Annotated in this window: 15 protein-coding genes; 8 read left to right on the top strand and 7 right to left on the bottom strand. The window is 72.5% G+C overall.

Annotation, left to right across the window (positions count from 1 at the left end; translation table 11 throughout):
* Positions 1–9: 9 nt before the first annotated feature.
* Entirely contained in the window at positions 10–1,293 is a 1,284-nt protein-coding gene (locus BJY16_RS10160; RefSeq protein ID WP_373873434.1) for an MFS transporter, read from the bottom strand.
* Entirely contained in the window at positions 1,290–1,943 is a 654-nt protein-coding gene (pdxH, locus tag BJY16_RS10155; protein ID WP_185038990.1) for a pyridoxamine 5'-phosphate oxidase, read from the bottom strand. Before pdxH ends, BJY16_RS10160 begins: the two co-directional genes overlap by 4 nt.
* A gap of 166 nt (positions 1,944–2,109) precedes the next feature.
* Here pdxH and BJY16_RS10150 point away from each other — a divergent pair, with 166 nt between their 5' ends.
* The 4 genes from BJY16_RS10150 (at position 2,110) to BJY16_RS10135 (ending at position 6,524) form a co-directional block, all read left to right on the top strand.
* Positions 2,110–3,216, top strand: coding sequence for a citrate synthase 2 (locus BJY16_RS10150; protein ID WP_185038989.1), 1,107 nt, complete (start codon positions 2,110–2,112; stop codon positions 3,214–3,216).
* Between the two features lie 2 nt (positions 3,217–3,218).
* Positions 3,219–4,337, top strand: coding sequence for a phosphoserine transaminase (serC, locus tag BJY16_RS10145; protein WP_185038988.1), 1,119 nt, complete (start codon positions 3,219–3,221; stop codon positions 4,335–4,337).
* 356 nt (positions 4,338–4,693) lie between these two features.
* Positions 4,694–5,749, top strand: coding sequence for a septation protein SepH (sepH, locus tag BJY16_RS10140; RefSeq protein ID WP_185038987.1), 1,056 nt, complete (start codon positions 4,694–4,696; stop codon positions 5,747–5,749).
* A 148-nt stretch (positions 5,750–5,897) separates the two neighbouring features.
* Positions 5,898–6,524 carry a 2'-5' RNA ligase family protein gene (locus BJY16_RS10135; protein ID WP_203758976.1) on the top strand — a complete coding sequence of 209 codons (627 nt, stop codon included), beginning with the start codon at positions 5,898–5,900 and terminating at the stop codon, positions 6,522–6,524.
* A gap of 56 nt (positions 6,525–6,580) precedes the next feature.
* On the opposite strand, the gene BJY16_RS10130 is transcribed toward BJY16_RS10135, so the two are convergent.
* From BJY16_RS10130 to BJY16_RS10115, 4 genes are all read right to left on the bottom strand, one after another.
* Positions 6,581–7,114 (bottom strand): hypothetical protein, encoded by a 534-nt coding sequence (locus BJY16_RS10130; RefSeq protein ID WP_260418544.1) that lies wholly within the window; start codon positions 7,112–7,114, stop codon positions 6,581–6,583.
* Between the two features lie 139 nt (positions 7,115–7,253).
* Complete coding sequence (locus tag BJY16_RS10125) at positions 7,254–8,711, bottom strand: MFS transporter (RefSeq protein ID WP_185038984.1); 1,458 nt, start codon at positions 8,709–8,711, stop codon at positions 7,254–7,256.
* Positions 8,712–8,777: 66 nt separating this feature from the next.
* Positions 8,778–9,224 carry a MarR family winged helix-turn-helix transcriptional regulator gene (locus BJY16_RS10120; protein ID WP_373873433.1) on the bottom strand — a complete coding sequence of 149 codons (447 nt, stop codon included), beginning with the start codon at positions 9,222–9,224 and terminating at the stop codon, positions 8,778–8,780.
* Between the two features lie 101 nt (positions 9,225–9,325).
* Positions 9,326–10,771: an NCS2 family permease gene (locus tag BJY16_RS10115; RefSeq protein ID WP_185038980.1), complete on the bottom strand. Its 1,446-nt coding sequence runs from the start codon at positions 10,769–10,771 to the stop codon at positions 9,326–9,328.
* Between the two features lie 233 nt (positions 10,772–11,004).
* Here BJY16_RS10115 and BJY16_RS10110 point away from each other — a divergent pair, with 233 nt between their 5' ends.
* Positions 11,005–11,217, top strand: coding sequence for a DUF2530 domain-containing protein (locus tag BJY16_RS10110; protein WP_185046375.1), 213 nt, complete (start codon positions 11,005–11,007; stop codon positions 11,215–11,217).
* On the opposite strand, the gene BJY16_RS10105 is transcribed toward BJY16_RS10110, so the two are convergent.
* Positions 11,214–12,035: a DUF3027 domain-containing protein gene (locus BJY16_RS10105; RefSeq protein WP_185038978.1), complete on the bottom strand. Its 822-nt coding sequence runs from the start codon at positions 12,033–12,035 to the stop codon at positions 11,214–11,216. The two genes, BJY16_RS10110 and BJY16_RS10105, sit on opposite strands and share 4 nt — an antisense overlap.
* Positions 12,036–12,137: 102 nt before the next feature.
* Between BJY16_RS10105 and BJY16_RS10100 the strand changes: the two genes are divergently transcribed.
* The 3 genes from BJY16_RS10100 (at position 12,138) to BJY16_RS10090 (ending at position 16,236) form a co-directional block, all read left to right on the top strand.
* On the top strand, positions 12,138–14,156 hold the full coding sequence (locus BJY16_RS10100; protein ID WP_185038976.1) for an MFS transporter: 2,019 nt from the start codon (positions 12,138–12,140) through the stop codon (positions 14,154–14,156).
* On the top strand, positions 14,153–14,797 hold the full coding sequence (locus tag BJY16_RS10095; RefSeq protein ID WP_185038974.1) for a futalosine hydrolase: 645 nt from the start codon (positions 14,153–14,155) through the stop codon (positions 14,795–14,797). Before BJY16_RS10100 ends, BJY16_RS10095 begins: the two co-directional genes overlap by 4 nt.
* Positions 14,798–15,057: 260 nt before the next feature.
* Positions 15,058–16,236: an MFS transporter gene (locus tag BJY16_RS10090; protein WP_185038972.1), complete on the top strand. Its 1,179-nt coding sequence runs from the start codon at positions 15,058–15,060 to the stop codon at positions 16,234–16,236.
* Positions 16,237–17,241: the final 1,005 nt, after the last annotated feature.

The raw sequence follows: 17,241 nt of genomic DNA, 5'->3' as shown, positions 1-17,241 counted from the left end.
CCGCAGACGCTACCGGTTGTCCGACTCGTCCCGGGCGGGCCGGTATCGGATCAACGCCGGGAACGCGAGGCCCAGCACCAACGCCAGCGCGGCGGCCACGAACCCGCCACCCACCCAGGAGGCTCCGACACCGGTCACGTCGGCGGTGGCGCCGGCCCGGAGATCACCCAATCGAGGACCGCCGGCCACCACCACGGTGAACACTCCCTGCAGGCGGCCGCGCAGCCGGTCCGGGGCGAAGGTCTGCATGATCGACTGCCGGTAGACCGCGCTGACCAGGTCGGCCGCGCCGGCCACGGCGAGCAGCACGATCATCAGCCAGAGCTGGTGGGCCAGCCCGGAGAGGCCGATCGCCACGCCCCAGGCGACCACCGCGGCCACCAGGGCCACGCCCTGCCGGCGGATCCGGCTGATCCAGCCGGAGGTCAGGCCGCCCAGCACCGAGCCGATCGCGATCGCGCTGAACAGCCAGCCGACCGCGGCGCCGCCGCCGAACCGCTCCTCGGCCACCGCCGGGAACAGCGCCCGCGGCATGGCGAACACCATGGCGATCAGGTCGATGCCGAAGGAGAGCAGCAGGACCGGCTGGGTGACCAGGAATTTCAGGCCGACCGCGATGCCACGCAGGCCGGCTGTCGGTTTCTCTCCGGAGTCGTCCGGCTCGATCGGCGGGATCGCCGGCAACCGCCAGGTGGCCCAGAAGGTGACGGTGAACAGCAGGGCGTCGACCGCGTAGGCCACCTCGACGCCGGTGCCGGTCGACCAGATCCCCATGATCAGGCCGGCCGCCAGCGGGCCGAGCACCCCGCCGGCCGTGGTGGTCGTGTAGTTCAGCGTGTTCGCCGCCGGGACCAGGTCGGTCGGCACGATCCGCGGGATGATCGACTGGCGGGCCGGCGAGCTGATCGCGAAGCCGATCGACTGGATCGCGGTGAGCGCCAGCAGCAGGTGCGGGCTGCGCGCCCCGAGCGCCGCCTGGGCCAGCAGGCCCAGGGTGACCACCCAGGTGAGCGCGGAGCTGGCCAGCAGCAGCCGCCGCCGGTCGACCACGTCGGCCACCGCGCCGCCCCAGAGCCCGAAGATCAGCAGCGGGACCAGGCCGGCCACGCCGAGCAGCCCGACCCAGAACGGCGAGCGCGTGATCGCGAACATCTGCACCGGCACGGCCACCGCGGTGAACTGGAAGCCGAAGTACGACGCCCCGCTGCCGATCCACATCCGGCGGAACGTGGTCACCCGCAGCGGGGTCGTGTCGATCATCCAGGAGCGGCGTGGCTTGTCCACCACGCTCACGGGGCGAGCCTCTCCACGACCCAGGACGAGCCCTCGGCGCGGAACCGCAGCCGGTCGTGCAGCCGGTTGCTCCGGCCCTGCCAGAACTCCACCGTCTCGGGCCGCACCCGCAGCCCGCCCCAGTGCGGCGGGGCCGGCACCGGCCCGTCACCGAACCGCTCGATCGCCGCGGCCAGCCCGGCGTCCACCGCGTCCCGCCCGCTCAGCACCGTCGACTGCGGGCTCGCCCAGGCGCCGAGCTGCGAGCCGCGTGGCCGGGACGCGAAATACTCCTCGGTCTCGGCGCGCGACACCCGCTCCACCGGGCCCGCCACGATCACCTGCCGCTGCATCGGAAACCAGGGGAAGACCAAGCTCGCGTACGGATTGAGCGCTGCCTCGCTCCCCTTCCGCGACTCATAGTTGGTGAAAAACACGAAACCGGTCGAGTCGTACCCCTTGAGCAGCACCGTGCGAGCCGACGGGCGGCCGTCCGGAGCCGCCGTGGCGACGATCATCGCGTTCGGCTCGGGCAGCCCGAACGCGGTGGCCTCGGCGAACCAGGCGGCGAACTGGGCCGGCCAGTCGGCGGCCAGCGAACTCTCCAGCAGCGGTCCGTGCTCGGTGTAGTCACGGCGCATCCCGGCGGGGGAAGGCTGAGCGGATGACATTCCGGGTACTTCCTTTCGGCTGGAACGAACCTAAGTCCCCGTCCGCCGGGTGTCAGTTGAACCAGGATGGGTGTCATCGAGAGCACAATCGCCACGGGTCGACCGTGCGGTTACCCGGCGGGCAAGATGAATCACTCACCGCAGCTCACGTCTCCCAGGGAGTGCCGTGTCCGACTTCAAGCCGGGGCTCGAGGGCGTCAACGCGTTCGAGACCGAGATCGCCGAGCCCGACCGGGACGGTGGCGCGCTGCGGTACCGCGGCGTCGACATCGAGGATCTGATCGGCCAGGTCTCCTTCGGCAACGTCTGGGGCCTGCTGGTGGACGGCCGGTTCGGGCCGGGGCTGCCGCCGGCCGAGCCGTTCCCGGTGCCGGTGCACTCCGGTGACATCCGGGTCGACGTGCAGTCCGCGGTCGCCATGCTGGCCCCCTACTGGGGTCTCGACCAGCTTCTCGACATCTCCGACGAGCAGGCCCGCAAGGACCTGGCCCGGGTCTCGGTGACCGCGCTCTCCTTCGTCGCCCAGGCGGCCCGCGGGCTGGGTCTGCCGGCCGTCCCGCAGAAGGACATCGACAAGGCCGAGACCATCGTGGAGCGGTTCATGCGGCGCTGGCGCGGCGACCCGGACCCGCGGCACGTCAAGGCCGTCGACGCCTACTTCATCTCGGCCGCCGAGCACGGGCTGAACGCCTCCACCTTCACCACCCGGATCGTCGCCTCCACCGGCGCCGACGTGGCCGCCTGCATCTCCTCCGGGATCGGCGCGCTCTCCGGTCCGCTGCACGGCGGCGCGCCCACCCGGGTGCTGCACATGCTGGAGGCGGTCGAGCGCAGCGGTGACGCCACCGGCTACGTGCGGGACGTGCTGGACCGCGGCGAGCGGCTGATGGGTTTCGGTCACCGGGTCTACCGCGCGGAGGACCCGCGGGCCCGCGTGCTGCGCCGCATCGCCAAGGATCTGGGCGCCCCGCGTTACGAGGTGGCGGTGGCCCTGGAGACCGCCGCGCTGGCCGAGCTGCGGGAGCGCAAGCCCGGCCACGACCTGTGGACGAACGTGGACTTCTGGTCCGCCGTGGTGCTCGACTTCGCCGAGGTCCCGGTGCACATGTTCACCTCGATGTTCACCTGCGCCCGGGTGGCCGGGTGGAGCGCGCACATCCTGGAGCAGAAGAAACTGGGCCGGATCCTGCGCCCCGGCCTGCACTATGTGGGCCCCGAGCCGCGGAAACCCTCCGAGGTCGAGGGCTGGTCCCAGTTGACCCATAATGTGTGACCGTGGCTGACATCCAGATCCCTGACGCGATCAAGCCCGTCGACGGCCGGTTCGGTTCGGGCCCGAGCAAGGTCCGGCCGGAAGGTGTCGAGGCCCTCTCCGCGGTCTCCCGCACCTTCATGGGCACCTCGCACCGGCAGAAGACGGTGAAGGACCAGGTCGCCCGGCTGCGTCGCGGCCTGGCCGAGTTCTTCTCGATGCCGGACGGCTACGAGGTGATCCTGTCCAACGGCGGCACCAGCGCGTTCTGGGAGACCGCCGCGTTCGGCCTGGTCCGGGAGAAAGCGCAGTTCGCCGAGTTCGGCGAGTTCGGCGCCAAGTTCGTCAAGGCGGTCGCGGACGCGCCGTTCCTGGCCGAGCCGACCGTGCACCGGGCCCCCGGCGGCCAGGCGGCCTACCTCTCCGCCGAGGCCGGCGTGGACGTCTACGCCAGCGTGCACAACGAGACCTCGACCGGGGTCGCGGTGCCGGTCCGCCGGGTCGAGGGCGCCGACCCGGGCGCCCTGCTGCTCACCGACGCCACCTCGGGCGGCGGTAGCCTGGACGTCGACCTGCGCGAGACCGACGTGTACTACCTGGCCCCGCAGAAGGCGCTGGGCTCGGACGGCGGGATCTGGCTGGCCCTGATGTCCCCGGCGGCGATCGAGCGGGCCTTCGAGATCAAGGCGAGCAAGCGGTACATCCCGCAGTTCCTCGACCTGGTGACCGCGATCGAACAGTCCCGCCTGGAGCAGACCTACAACACGCCGGCGCTGGCCACCGTCTTCCTCGCCGCCGAGCAGGTGGACTGGATGAACGCGCAGGGCGGGCTCTCCTGGGCGGTCAAGCGCAGCGCGGAGAGCGCCGCCGCGATCTACGGCTGGGCCGACCGGTCGTCGTTCGCCGAGCCGTTCATCACCGACCCGGCGCTCCGGTCGGCGGCGGTCGCGACGATCGACTTCGCCGACCGGGTGGACGCCGCGGCGATCGCCAAGGTGCTGCGCGCCAACGACATCGTGGACACCGAGCCGTACCGGAAACTCGGCCGCAACCAGCTGCGGATCGCGCTCTACCCGACCGTCGACCCGAGTGACGTGGCCGCGCTGACCAGCTGCATCGACTACGTCGTCGAGCGGCTCTGAGAGCCGGTCGGCAACCACGCGCGGCGCAGGCATCCCGCCTGCGTCGCGCTTGTTCTCCGGGTGCGCCGTGAGCACCGGCCACACCCGTGAGTCGCGCTGCGATCTCGTGTCGGGAATCCGTCGCGGGGTCGCCCGGTGACCTGACTCATGCGCTTGTGGAGTTGTAGGTCGTACCGAGAACGGGTTTGAATGGTCTGGATTTGCCACACGACGACGAAGATCATCTACCCTGGTCAGCTACTTTGACGGCGTGGCTTACCCCCATTGGGTGACCAAGGCGCGTACCGTGTTCCGAAACGCGCCCGGGTGACTGACTCTCGGGAGCACAGGCCAACGCGACGGGACGGAGGCAACGCATGCGGCCGGTACGCTTCGTCGCCCTCTCCGAGGACGGACAGGCCCTCGTGCTCGCCGATGAGGTGGGCCGACTGCTGGCGCTGCCCCTCGACGACCGGGTCACCGGGGTGATCACGGACGGTCCGGCGGCGCCGGGCACCGCGGTCGCGGTGATCGCGCCGGACACCGCACCCGCGCTGTCCCCACGCGACATCCAGGCCCGGATCCGCTCCGGCGAGTCCGCCGAGGAGGTCGCCCGGATCGCCGGCGTGCCGGTCGACCGGGTGCTGCGCTATGCCGGTCCGGTGCTGCAGGAGCGGGCCATGCTGGCCCAGCACGCGCGCCGCACCCGGCTGAAGACGTCCGATTCCGGTCAGCCGCTGGCCGAGGTGGTGGACAGCCGCCTCGCGCAGCACGGCATCGACACCGAGAAGATCTCCTGGGACGCGTTCCGCAAGGACGACGGCGCCTGGCGGATCGTCGCCACTTGGCCGTCCGGCAAGGCCACCGCGCAGGCCATCTGGGACCTGGACAAGGGTCGTCAGGTGGTCTCCCCGCACGACGACATGGCGCAGTACCTGTGCGCCGAGCGGCCCACCCAGATCCTCGGCCAGGAGCCGGCCCCCGAGCGCAGCGGCCACGGCCTGCCCGGCCCGGCCCGCGCCGCCGAGTCGCCCCGCGGCGGTCACGGCCTGCCCGCGGCCGACGCGCCGGCCCGCCCGACCCGCGACCCGATCCGGGCCGGCCGCGACGCGCTGCTGGCCTCGCTGGACCGGCCGTTGGAGGGTTCGTCCGGCCGCGGCCTGGAGCCGGTCTCCCCGGCTGCCCGCCGCCCGGTCGCCGGTGGTGCCGCGGCACTGCTCGGCGGCGGTTCCGGCTCGGCCTTCGACGACGACGCGGACCTGCCCAAGGAGGTCCCCGCGGTGCCGTCACTGGCGGTCCTGCGCCCCCGGCGCACGGTCGGCCAGACCCCCCAGCCTGCGGCCGAGGGCGAGGAGAACAAGCCTCGCAAGCGCCTCCCGAGCTGGGACGACGTCCTGTTCGGCGGGGGCCCGGCGGCCCGCGAGTCCTCCTGAGCGAGCGCACGGCGGCCGCGTCCCGACGACCGACCGACCGCCTGATCCTCACTGCCGACCGCTCCTCTTCCTTCGGCGTCGGGCCTGGGCGGCCGGTGAGCGGGGCCGCTACCGCCATCCGCAGACCGCCCACCCTCCCGAGGCGGTCGTGAGCAGTCTTTTCGTGGCCGTCTTCCCGCCGGCGGCGGCGCGCGAGGACCTGTACCGATCGCTGCCCGGCGGCGCACGGCTGACCCGCACGTCCAAGTGGCATGTCACGCTGGCGTTCCTGGGCGAGGTCGAGACGGCCCGCACGCCGCCGGTGGCCTCGGCGAAGGACGCACGACCCGCCTCTCCCACCAAAGGCGACATGTCGACCGCACCCGAAACGACCAGCAGCGACAACTCGGCCACCTCGGCAGCGAGCCGCAACGACGATTCGCCGCTCTCCTCGGTGGCTGAGGCGCTGGCCACGGTGGTTCCACCTGCCCGATTCCAGCTGCGGCTGGCCGGGGGCGGCCGGTTCGGCCCGGTGGCGTGGGCCGGACTGGCCGGCGATGTGCAGTCACTGGCCACCTTGCGGGAGTCGGTCAGGGTAGCGCTGGACGGCGCCGGGTTCGCCATCGACCCGCGACCGTTCCGGCCGCATCTGACCGTCTCCTACCGACAGGACCGCGCCCTCCTGGCGGCTCTCGACGGCTACGCCGGCCCGCCCTGGCCGGTCACCGGTTTCGCCCTGGTGGAGAGCACCCTGGGCAACTACTTCACCCGCCACGAGTGGCCGCTGCCCGACTAGGGCCTGTCCTGCCACGCCTCGCACTCGCTCGGCCGGCGGGCCAGACCCTCGCCGGGTCAGTCGCGCAGGGCCAGGCCGGCGGCCTCGAGCCGACCCTCGACGCGGACGCGCTCGAGCTCCAGGTCGACGCCCTGCAGCGGCTGGAGGTGCTCGGTCACGCCGAGGCAGGCGCAGGCCAGCCGCAGCCGCGCGTCGTAGGCCTGGAGCAGCGCGGCCATCCCCACCTCGGACGACCGCAACGGGCCGGTGCGCCGCTGCCGGTCGAGCCGGCGCAGGTCGAAGGCGAGCTGCTCGATCGGGACCGGGGGCAGCGCCGCCGCCCGGGCGGCCACGTCGACGGTCTGCATGTCACGGTCCAGGCGGCGCAGCTCCCGGTTCTGTGCACCGGGGCGGCGAGCCCAGGATGCCGGGGCCGATCCCTTGCGGGGCAGCCGACCCGGGGCGGGCACCCGGCGCGGCGCGGAGCCTCGCCGGGGCAGATGGCCCGAGTGCGCGGACCGGCGAGGAGCCGGTCGTCGGAGCAGGACTCGGGCGCACGGCACGACCAGCAGCGTCACCCACGCCGCTGAGATCACGACCAGTTGCACCATCGCCACTCTTCGACGTTATGCCCCGATCCGCCGGTCGGGAACACCCGTTCGGCGGACCTATTCTGCCAACTACCTAAATGCCAGGTTCCTTACCGACATCGGGCACCGTTTCCGTTTCGCTGGGCGGACAACCGGTCCGTCAGAGGCGGGCCACCGGCTCCCGCCCGCGGCCCGGCCGCCGATCCCGATCCTGCTCCCGATCCGGGCCGGAAACCCGGTCACGGACCTGGATCGGCGCGATCTCCGGACGCTCCGCCGCCGACCGGTCCACCGAGGACGACTCCGGGGACCGCTCGTCCCCGGCCGCCGGCTCCACGGCCGGCCGCTCACCGGCCGGAGCCAGCCGGATCCCGAACCGGGGCCGCACCCGGAACTCCAACCGGTCGCCGCTGGTGCGCAGCTGCCACACCAGCGCCACCACCGAGGCGAGGAACGACACCAGCCCGCCCATCCAGATGCTCGACGGCACCCCGTACCGCTCGCCCCACCAGCCGGCCAGCGTCGCCCCGATCGGCGTGCTGCCCAGAAAGACCAGCACGTAGAGCGCCATCACCCGGCCCCGGTACGCCGCGTCCACTCCCATCTGCACCCGGTGGTTGGCCGCCTGGGCCAGATAGATCGAGAAGAACCCGGTCGGCACCAGCAGCAGCATGGCGCTGAGGAAGGTGGGGGCGAACCCGACCGCGAACTCCAGCACCCCGAAGGCCAGCGCGGCGCCGATCACCCGGTACGCCCCGGGCCGGGACCGCCGGGCGCTGCCGGCCAGCGCGCCGCCCAGCGACCCGACCGCCAGTGCCGTGGTGAGCAGGCCGAACGAGGAGGCGCCGGCGTGGAAGTCGATCTTCGCCAGGGCGGCCAGGGTGACCGGGAAGTTGAAGCCGATCATGCCGACCACCGCCATCAGACAGATCGGCAGGAGCAGGTCGGAGCGCTTGCCGACGTACTTCAGGCCGTCCAGCACCCGGGCGTCACCGCGCGCCGCGCGCTCGATGCCGTACAGCTCGGTGGTGTTCATCCGTAGGTAGGTGAAGACCGGGGCGATCGCCAGCGCGGTGGCGATCAGGAACACGCCGCGGGTGGAGAGCAGCGAGAGCAGCACGCCGGCCACCGCCGGGCCGCCGATCCGGGCGCAGTTGAAGGTGGCGGCGGAGAGGGCCAGCGCGTTCGGCAGCAGCGGCAGCTCGACCAACTCGGAGACGAAGGCCTGCCGGACCGGCGTCTCCACCGAGTTGGCGATGCCGAAGAGCAGCGCGAAGAGGAAGACGTGCCAGAGCTGGACGATGCCGGAGGCGACGATGACCGCGAAGGTGACCGCGGTGACGGCGAAGACCGTGTTCGCCACGATCAGCAGCTTGCGCTTGTCGTAGCGGTCGGCGAGCCGCCCGCTGTAGAGGGTCAGCAGCATGACCGGGACGAACTGCAGGGCGGTGACCACACCGAGCGCCCCGGGCGAGTTGTCCGACAACTCCAGGACCAGCCAGTCCTGGGCGGTGAACATCATCCAGACACCGATCAGCTTGATCAGCTGGCCACCGGCGAAGAGGCGATAGTTCCGGACTCGCAGGGATCGGAAGGTCGTGTTCAGCACTGCCCGCATGCGGTGGTGCCCCCTCGCTGTCGTACGCGTCATCGTCGCGTGACGAAGCGGACGACCAGCGGGCTCTCAGCCGCGGGCGACGCGCTGCATGATCTCCGCGGCGCGCGCGAGGGTCTCCCGCTCCTCGGGGGTGAGCCGTGCCAACTCCACGGCCAGCCACTCGTTCCGAGCCCGCTCGTGCAGCGCGTAGACCGCCCGGCCCTCGTCGGTGGCGGCCAGGATCACCTGGCGCCCGTCGGTGGGGTGCGGCGTCCGCGCCACCAGCCCGCGATCCTCCAGCTTCCCGATGATCTTGGTCATCGTCGGGGGCTGCACCCGTTCCACATCGGCGAGCTCACGTGGCGTCAGCGCGCCGGCCAGCTGGAGGCTGGTCAGCGCGGAGAGCTGACTGAACGTGAGGTCACCGACGGGACGGGCCTGGCGGACTCGCCGGCTGAATCGGATGATCGCTTCCCGCAGCGTCTTGGCCAGCGACTCCGCTGTGCGCTCCGTCGTCATCACCCGCTCCGTCACGATACTTAGCCTAGCTAATGAGCATGGCTAACGACATGCGATCGACCGTATGACAGCCGTCACCGGGCACGCTAACGCACCCGGTGACGACGTCAAGCAGCTCAGAGGACCCAGGACTCCAGCGGGCCGCGGCAGAAGTACAGCACGAACAGCACCGCCACCCCGTACAGGATCGGGTGGATCTCCCGGGCCCTGCCGGTGGCCGCCTTCAGCACGACGTAGGAGATGATCCCGGCCCCGATCCCGTTCGAGATCGAGTAGGTGAACGGCATGATCGTGATGGTCAGGAAGGCCGGCACCGCGATCGACCAGTCGGTCCAGTCGATCTGCCGGACCGCGGTCATCATCAGGAAGCCGACCACCACCAGCGCGGTCGACGCCGCCTCGAACGGCACCACCTGCACCAGCGGCGAGAAGAACATGGCCACCAGGAAGAGCCCGCCGGTGACCAGGTTCGCCACGCCGGTGCGGGCGCCCTCGCCGACACCCGACGCGCTCTCCACGAACGAGGTGTTGGAGGAGACGCTCGCCGCGCCGCCGGCCGCCGCCGCGATCGAGTCGACCAGCAGGATCTCCTTGGTCCGCGGCGGCATGCCCTCGGCGTCGAGCATCTCGCCCTCCTGGCCGACCGCTACCATCGTGCCCATGGTGTCGAAGAAGTCCGCCACCAGCAGCGTGAAGACGAACATCAGCGCGACCAGCCAGCCGGCGTCCTGCCACGAGCCGAGCAGGTTGAACTGCCCGAGCAGCGACAGGTCCGGGCTGCCGACCACCTTCTCCGGCATGGTCGGCACGTTCAGCGACCAGCCGTGCGGGTTCTTGACCACCGAGCCGACGCCGGCGATCGCCTCGACCACGATGGCCAGCACCGTGGTGCCCAGGATGCCGATCAGGATCGCGCCCTTCACCTTGCGGACGAAGAGCACCAGGGTGAAGAGCAGGCCGAGCGCGAAGACCAGGGTCGGCCAGGTGAGCAGCTTGCCGCCCAGGCCCAGCTCGACCGGGACGGTGGTGTTGGAGGCGTCCGGCACCCGGTGCACGAAGCCCGAGTCGACCAGCCCGATGATCATCAGGAACAGGCCGATGCCCACCCCGATCGCGGTCTTGAGCTGGGTGGGGACCGCCTTGAACACCGCGGTCCGCAGGCCGGTGAGCACCAGGATGCCGATCAGCACACCCTCGATCACCACCAGGCCCATCGCGTCGGCCCAGGTCATCTGCGGGGCGATCTCGTAGGCGACCAGCGCGTTCACGCCCAGCCCGGCGGCCAGCGCCAGCGGGAAGCGGGCCACCACACCCATCAGGATGGTCATCACGCCGGCGACCAGCGCGGTCCCCGCCGCGAGCGCGGCCAGCGGCAGGTGCGCCCCGGTCTGGTCGGCACCACCGGCCAGGATGAGCGGGTTGAGGACGACGATGTAGGCCATCGTGAAGAAAGTGACGAAACCGCCACGGATCTCACGGCTCAGCGTTGAGCCACGCTTCGTTATCTCGAAAAAGCGGTCGAAACCGTTCCGCGGCGCGGAGGTCTCTACAACTGATGACATGCTGACCCTTCCGGGGTGGCACAGTGAACGACGCGCGCATGCTTTCAGACCGGATGACCTCGGCAAAAGCGCTGTGATGTTACAACTCTCACGTCCTGCGCCGAGACGTTCCGTAATGGCCTTACCCTGTCGGAGTGAGTGACCTGTCTCCAGCGACCCGGGCTGACGCATCGCCGGCCGGTCTCACCGTGGTGACCGGCACCAAACCACGCCCGGAGCCGCTGGATCCGCCGATGGTCCCGTTCGCGCTCGCCGGGCTCGCCGCGTTCGTGATCGCCGCGGTCGTCCTCCGGCTCGCCGGCGCACCCGACGAGTGGTTCGAGATCGCCGTGGCCGGTTTCGTGGTCGGCATCCCCGGCCTGATCACGATGATCGTCCACGATCGGAACCGGAAACGGCGCCGGGCGCTCACGCACCCGGAGTTCCGCGTGGAGGAGAGCTCCTAGCTGTGGCCGTAATCCTCGGCCGGCTCACCTGACTCCACCGAGCCGTGGCCGCGGCTCACCGCCACGGTCTCCACCTCACTGTCGTCATAGACCGTGGGCAGCTCGTCGACCGGCTGCTCGGCGCCGGCCAGCAGCGCCTCGGAGTGCGCCCCGCAGCCGTGGTCGGCGCTCACCGCGCGGCCGTCGTCGGGCGCGTAGAGGTTGCCGCAGACGCCGAACATCTGCCGCAGCGAACCGGCCAGCGGCAGGTAGAACCCACAGGTGCCGCAGCGCGCGTTGCGCGGCGCGGCGGTGGAGATCGGGGCCTCCGGGCCGGCCTCGCCGTCATACCACCGCTGGGCGGTCTCCATCCGGCCGTCCTTGGACATCACCCGGGACCGGCCCAGGCCGAGCTCCCAGGAGACCTCCTCGACCGCGGCGTCGTCGCTCAGCACGTAGCCCGGGGTCAGCCGGTCGTCGTCCGGCGCGGTCGGCATCAGGTCGCCGACCCCCAGGTCACCGGGCTGCACCCGCTCGTTCCACGGCACCCAGCCGGGGGCCATCAGCGCGTCCGGGCCGGGCAGCAGGACGGTCTCGCAGATCGTCACGTGCCGGCTGCGCGGCACCCGGGTCACCGTGACGGCCCAGCGCCAGCCGCGGTAACCGTCAAGGTGCGACTCGAAGAAGTGGGTCACCACCCGGTCGCCCTCGGCGATCACCTCGAGGTGCTCGCCGACATCGGTGGGGTCCACATCGGTGATCGCGCCACGGGCCACACCGACGGCATCGGCACAGACCTGGTCGAGTCGGGCGGCACGGGTGGTGGTCCTGGAGGTCACCCGCCCATTGTTGCCTACTGGGCCGCACGCGCCGCAACGACTCCCCAGATACCTGTGGACAAGGCGAGCCGTTGGTCGCCCGAATAGGTCAGGATGGTTCCCATGGCGCTGCTTCCCACTCTCGGACGCACCGTCGGGACCGGCATCAAAGCCGTGCGCCTGGTGGTGCGCGGCTCGCTGGGCGCCGGCGCCTGGGCGACCCGCCGGGTCGGCCTCGCCCGCGCTCGCGGCGCGGCCAACGAGATCGGCATGATCAGGCTCTTCGACCTGCACGCGGTCTCCTGCGCCGGCGACGCGCTGATCGCCATCGGCCTGGCCGGGACGATCTTCAGCGTCCCGCTCGGCGAGGCCCGCAGCAAGGTCGCGCTCTACCTGCTCATCACGATGGTGCCGTTCGCGCTGCTGGCGCCGGTGGTCGGTCCGCTGCTCGACCACTTCCGGCACGGCCGGCGGTGGGCGCTCGCGGCGACCATGCTGGGCCGGGCGTTCCTGGCCTTCGTGATGTCCGACCACCTGGTCGGCTGGGCGCTCTATCCGGCGGCGTTCGGCGTCCTCGCCCTGTCCCGGGCCTACGGGGTGGCCCGCTCGGCCGCGGTCCCCCGGCTGCTGCCCGAGGGGGTCGGGCTGTCCCAGGTGGGTGCCCGGGCCAGCGTCTACGGCACCTTCGCCGGCGCCGTGGTGGCCCCGATCGGCCTGCTCGCCTTCAAGTTCGGCCCACAGTGGCCACTGCGGGTGGCCACCCTGATCTTCCTGGTCGGCATGGTGGTGGCGCTGCGCCTGCCGCCCCGCGCCGACTCCGACCCGCCGGAGGCGATGCCCCGCGCCTGGCGCACCGTCCTCGGGCTCAACCGGGGCTCGGACCGTCCGCTCTCCGGGCGCCTGGTGGTGGCCGCCCTGATCGGCAGCTCCGGCCTGCGCCTGCTCTACGGTTTCCTGCTGCTCTACCTGACCTTCGCGATCATGGCCGGTGACCTGGACACCCGGGTCCTCGGCTTCACCCTGAGCAAGGGGTCGGCGGTCGGCCTGGTCGGCGGCGCGCTGGCGCTCGGCACCTTCCTGTCCACCGCGGCTGGCACCGGTCTGCGCATCCGCCGCCCGCTCGCCCTGCAGTCCAGCGGCCTGGTGGTCACCGCCGGCGTGGCGATCCTGGCCACCGTCTTCTACAACCTGGCCACGATCACCCTGCTGGCGCTGCTCACCGCGATCTTCAGCGGCATCGCCAAGCTGGCCGTCGACGCCAGCATCCAGGAGCGCGTCCCGGAGCGCCTGCGAGCCAGCGCGTTCGCCCACTCGGAGACCGTGCTGATGCTGGCCTGGGTCGCCGGTGGCGGCCTCGGCCTGATTCCGCTCACCGGCCGCGTCGGCATCGCCCTGGCCGCCGTGCTGTCCGTCCTGGCCGCCGCCCGAGCCGCCTGGTCCGCCGCCCGCCTGCACAACGAGCGGTTGGCGGGCCGCCCCGAAAACCCTTCCGACCCTTCCGGTACGCCCACCGCGCCCCGAGACGACGAGGAAGCCCTGTTCTACGAGGCCACCGACCCGTGGCCGGACGCCCCGACGGTCCCCGAGCGCGCCGGCCACCACCCGCCGTCCCCGCGCCGCCCGCCGAGCAGCACTCCGCCGGGCGCCAAGCCGTCAGGCACCCCGCCCCCGGGCACCCGCGACTTCGACATCCCGCCTCGCCACCCCGGTAGCGCGGCCTCCACCGCTCCGGGCTCCGGTCGTTCTTCCTCTGACGGCGCGTCATCCGCGCCCGGCCGGGGCACGACCCACCCCGGCTCGGCCCCTCGCGGTGGCCGCACGACGGATCCGACGCTGGTCGACGAGCCCCGAGCCCGCGGCTGGTGGCCGGCCCGCCGCAAGAAGAAGGCCGCCACCGAGAAACCGGCCACCCCCGCGAGGGAAACCCGCCGCTTCCCCACCGTCGACCGGCCCACCGGCCGCACCGGCGCCGCCTCCGCACCACCCGGCACCAGCCCGGCCGGCGGACCCACCGGCCTCCCGGCCGACGACGCCCCCACCCAGCGCGCCGACCGTCCCGTGGCCCCTCCCGGCTACCACGTCTACCGCCCGTCCTCCGCCGACCCGGCCGACCGCGACCCCACCCCCGGCGAGGACGCGTGACCCAATACCCGATCCTGGCGGTCACCGCGGTGGCCGCCGAGGCCGACGCTCTGCGCGCCGCCCTGACCGACCGTCCCGGCCATGGCCTGCTGGAGATCGCCGCGGTCGGCGTGGGACCGGCCGCAGCCGCCGCCGGCACCGCCCGGCTCCTCGCCCGGCGCGACTACCGCGCCGTGCTCAGCCTCGGCATCGCCGGCGGCTTCCCTGGCCGGGCCGACGTCGGCGGCACCGTCCTGGGCACCCGCACGATCGCCGCCGACTTGGGCGCGGAGTCCCCGGACGGCTTCCTCCCGATCGAGGAACTGGGCTTCGGCACCAGCGTCCTAACCACCGACCCGGCCCTGCTCAAAGCGCTGGCCGAGGCCCTCCCGCACGCCGTCACCGGCGACATCCTCACGCTGAGCACGGTCACCGGCACCGCCGCGACCACCACCCGCCTGGCCACCCGCTTCCCGGACGCGGTCGCCGAAGCCATGGAGGGCTACGGCGTAGCCATCGCCGCCACCGACGCCGGCCTGCCCTTCGCAGAGCTCCGCACGATCTCCAACCCGATCGGCCCCCGCGATCGAGCCGCCTGGCGCCTGGCCGACGCCTTCGCCGCCCTCCGCGCCGCCGCGCCAGCCCTGCTGACTCTCTGCTGAGTCGCGCCCCGCGCCGCCGCCCCGCCCCGCCCCGCTGACTCTCCCCTGAGTCGCGTCCCGCGCTGCTCCGGGTTTCCACCTCTGGGCACACCAGCCCCAAGAAGGTGAATTCTTTTACAGGAATCTGTTGCTGTTGATGATCGAGCCCGGCATGCTGCGCTGAACGAGCATGTGACTTTCGTCGCTGAAGACGCCACCGGACCCCCGGCCGGCCCGCCACGAACGGAAGTCATCGACCGCCGGATGCTGAGCGAGGCACGATGAACGACATGAGCGCCGCGGCCCGCGCCCGCTTGATCGGCGCCGGCTATGCCGCTCAGGGCCTCGGGTACGCCGCGGTGGTCACCGCCCTGCCCGCGTTCAAGGATCGCCAGGACCTGACCGACGCCTTCGTCTCCGCCATCCTCCTGCTGGTCTGCGTCGCCGCGGCCGGCGGTTCGGTGCTCGCCGACCAGGTCGCCAACCGCTGGGGCAGCCGATACGCCCTGGCCGGCGGCCTGTTCCTGGTCGGCGCCGGGCTGGCCGGCACCACGGTCGGCACCCCGAACGCGATCTTCGTGACCATCCTGCTGCTCTACGGCATCGGCCTGGGCACCGTCGACGCCTCGCTCAGCATGCAGGGCGTCCTGGTCCAGGCCCGCCTCGGCCGCAGCGTGATGAGCCGCCTTTTCGCCGCCTACACCGCCGCCGCCATCGCCGCCGCGCTGCTCATGTCCGGTTCCCTGGCCAGCGGCGCCGGCGCCTCGGTGGCGGTCGGCACCGCGGCCGCGTTCGCCGTGCTGGTCGGCCTGATCGGCTGGCGCGCCTTCGAGCCGGGCCGTACCGAACGCTCCAGCGTCGTCCACGAGACCGGCGGCCGCGCGGTCCGCCGGGTGGTCTGGGTCTGCGGCATGCTGATCTTCACGGCGTTCCTGGTCGACTCCGCGGTGAGCACCTGGAGCTCGGTCTACCTGGAGGACTCGCTCGCCGCCGCTGCTTCGGTGGCCCCGCTCGGCTACGCCGCCTACCAGGCCACCGTCCTGGTCAGCCGCCTGATCGCCGACCACCTGGTGCCTCGGGCCGGCCGCCTCGCGATGGCCCTGGGCTCACTCGCCGTCTCCGGCGCCGGCTGTGCCGTGGTGGTCCTGATCCCCTCGGTCGGCGCCGCCGTCACCGGCTTCGCCATCGCCGGCATCGGCGTCGGCGTCCTGGTCCCGCTGGCATTCAGCGCGGCCGGCGAAGCCGCCAAGGAGAGCAGCGACGAGGTGATCGCCCGGGTGAACCTCTTCAACTACGGCGGCGCACTGCTCGGCGCGGTCCTGCTCGGCGCCCTCTCCGACCCGATCGGCCTCCGCATAGCCTTCCTGATCCCGGTAGTCGGCGTAATCCTCACCCTCCCCCTCGCCCGCCGCTTGAACCACCTCACCACGGCCGAGCCCGCTCCCCGCCCCACCGCCTGAACCAACTCCGCCACCAACTCCACCGCCCGATCCGGTCCCCACCTCACCGCCGGAACCGGCGCCCCGCCGCGCCTCAGCGCCCCCAACCGGCCCCCCGGCCCCCGGCGCGGCCCCGCTTCACCGCCCCAAGCGGCCCCGCTCCCGCCTCACCGCCCCCAACCGGCCGCGCTCCCGCCTCACCGCCCCAAGCGGCCCCCGCTCCCGCCTCACCGCCCCGAGCGGCCCCCGCTTCCGCCTCACCGCCCCCAACCTGCTCCCGGCCCCCGCCTCACCGCCGGGCCGTTTCCAAGCCCCCGCCCCACCCGCTTGAGCTGCCGACTTCTGGTCCGTGTCGCACCGCCTGAACCGTTCCCGATCCCCCGGCGAATCGGTTCTCGGTCCCCGTCACAAGCGCTCCGCGCCAACCGGCCCATACCCACTCATCGCCCCCGCGTTTTCCACATCCGGGGCTTGTCCACAACCCACCCTCCAGCGAGCGCGGCGTTCCACCACACTGGTCGAAGGCGGCTCCCCCAGGGAGGGCGGGCGCTGAGCGGGCAGGCGCTGGCCGGGCAGGCGCTGAGCGGGCAGGCGCTGAGCGGGCAGGCGCTGGCCAGGCAGGCGCTGAGCGGGCAGGCGCTGGCCAGGCAGGCGCTAAGCAGGCAGCGCAGGGCAGGCAGGCGCAAAGCAAGGCGGGCGGAGAGCAGGCGCGCGCAAGGCAGGCGGGGCGGGCAGGCGGGTGGACTTGCAGCGACCGCGAGGCGCGGTGCGGCCGTGAGCAGCCCCGAGCATCGCGAAGCACAGCGGACCCGCACGACCCGCGCCGCGGCCCGGAGCAGGCCGGGACCTCGCGGCCCGGTTGGCACGGGGCTGCGAGTCGTACCGAAAAAGGATCCGTGATCGAGCGGGCGGCGTCGCGGCAGCGAGGATGGTTCGGTGGGCGAGGCGAGGCGGACAAGACGAGGCGGGCAAGGCGGACAAGACGAGGCGGCCAAGACGAGACGGGCAACGCGAGACGGGCAACGC

This window comes from Actinoplanes octamycinicus, assembly GCF_014205225.1.
GTDB classification, from domain to species: domain Bacteria; phylum Actinomycetota; class Actinomycetes; order Mycobacteriales; family Micromonosporaceae; genus Actinoplanes; species Actinoplanes octamycinicus.
This window is presented reverse-complemented; position numbering and strand designations above follow the sequence as displayed.